Source organism: Ideonella azotifigens (genome assembly GCF_021043325.1).
GTDB lineage: Bacteria > Pseudomonadota > Gammaproteobacteria > Burkholderiales > Burkholderiaceae_C > Ideonella > Ideonella azotifigens.
Map to the genome: position 1 here is coordinate 1 of NZ_JAJNKD010000050.1, position 1,575 is coordinate 1,575.

3 protein-coding genes are annotated in these 1,575 nt (G+C 54.5%); all 3 read right to left on the reverse strand.

The window, feature by feature from the left end:
* Window positions 1-65 precede the first annotated feature (65 nt).
* Window positions 66-236 carry a hypothetical protein gene (locus tag LRH25_RS32550; RefSeq protein WP_231013293.1) on the reverse strand — a complete coding sequence of 57 codons (171 nt, stop codon included), beginning with the start codon at window positions 234-236 and terminating at the stop codon, window positions 66-68.
* 113 nt (window positions 237-349) lie between these two features.
* A complete protein-coding gene (locus tag LRH25_RS32555; RefSeq protein ID WP_231013294.1) occupies window positions 350-838 on the reverse strand; it encodes a hypothetical protein in 489 nt (162 codons plus the stop codon).
* Window positions 835-1,575 (reverse strand): RHS repeat-associated core domain-containing protein (locus tag LRH25_RS32560; protein WP_310742459.1); only part of this gene is annotated, 741 nt, incomplete at its 5' end. The genes LRH25_RS32560 and LRH25_RS32555, both read right to left, overlap by 4 nt.

A 1,575-nucleotide genomic window follows, 5' to 3' on the forward strand; every position in this document is an offset into this window, starting at 1 on the left:
TCTCGGGAGATCTGACCATCGGATATCACCCGAAAGTCGTTTCAGGACAACGACTTGGGAGATTTTCAGGGCCGACTGATGAGGTTGCCGTTGGCGTCGTAGCCCAGGCCGGTGGTCAGGGCGCCGCCATCGGGCACGGGATCGGCTTGGACGGTGCTGGCGTACAGGCCGGCGGCGCACAGGGCGGCCAGGGCCAGCGTGCGGGCGTGGGTCCGTAGACGCTTGCGAATAAGCATATGAACGGAACAGGCAAACTCAATGCGCAACGGGTGGCTCATTTCTTCCAACTTGGCCGATTCTCGACGGGAGGGGAAAGGAGAGACCCTCGATTTCCCTGCAGCACATTCGTCTATGCCAATCTATCAGCCTTTAACTTGGTGAGAAAATCCACCCCCGCCATAATACGCCCCCCCCATCGGTCCTCCCAGTATTCGTCAGAATGAAGCCAAATTAATAAATCAATCAACACCTGGAGTTGATCGTCCGTGATAAATGCAAGCCGCCCTCTCACATCTCCCTTGAAAATCTCGTTCGGCGAAAGATTAAATATGAGAAATTCCGTTTCGAAACGATTATATATCGCCTCATCACTTAAGCAATATCTCAAGTAAATCGGCAGAATCCACATCCATCCCGTCGCCGACAAATGAGATAGCTCCTGATAAAGCTTACGAATAAGCTCTCCACCCACGCAGCATGGTGTAGATTGCAAATCGTTAACCAACTCTGAACATTCAGGACACTTCGGGTCGTGAAGTATCCCCTCGATCGGATCCGGCATCGGAATTATTGGAAAGAACTCGTCGAGCCTCCGGCGTAAAATTTCAGACGAGTTCATGGGCATTTCCCACAGTTTTGTTTCTCTGACCGCTCAGCCGCACGAATCTGGTTGTTGATGTCGTCATAAAGCTGAGGATTGTGGCCAGTGTCGGCTCCACCCCACCAACGATTGGTATTTGCCTTTCTCAGATCTCTGCACGCCATCGCCCGTGACAATTCGAAGCGCGCTCGCTGGCATGGATCAAGGCCGGGAGGTACAGGCTCTTCACAACGCCGCTTGTATTCCGAGTAATTTGCTCCCTTCTCGATTAAGCGCTGAAGTTCCGGATCGGACGCGGGCGATGCTGCTACTGGCTGTGGATCATCTGGAGCAACCGTCATATAGATTGCGGCACCCACAGCAATGACAGCTGTGCCAACCACCACTGGAACAGCCCATGCCGGTGCTGTGACAGTTGCTAGGCCCGTGCCGATCACGCTAGCCACCGGTATCAGGATCCGCGCTGTTTGCCCTATATTCCCCGCATCGAACAATCCATTAGGGTCGAAACCACTTATTGGATTACCCCCCACGTATGCGTAGGTATTAAAGCCTGCAGCCAACCCGATGGGATCCGATTCGATGTACCTTCCACTCGTCGCCCGATAGTCCCGATTGACGTTATAGAACAACCCCGTCTCCTTGTCGAACGTCTGCCCCGGGAACCTGAGGTTCAGCGTGAAGGCGCCGAGTGCGCTGGGGTTCTCGTTGGGCGCCGAGTTGCCGAAGGCCTCGGCCTGGTCCCAGCGCCACTG

Coding starts and splice junctions, on each gene's coding strand:
- LRH25_RS32555 (WP_231013294.1), bottom strand. CDS start 838: ATGAACTCGTCTGAAATTTTACGCCGGAGGCTCGACGAGTTCTTTCCA.
- LRH25_RS32550 (WP_231013293.1), bottom strand. CDS start 236: ATGCTTATTCGCAAGCGTCTACGGACCCACGCCCGCACGCTGGCCCTG.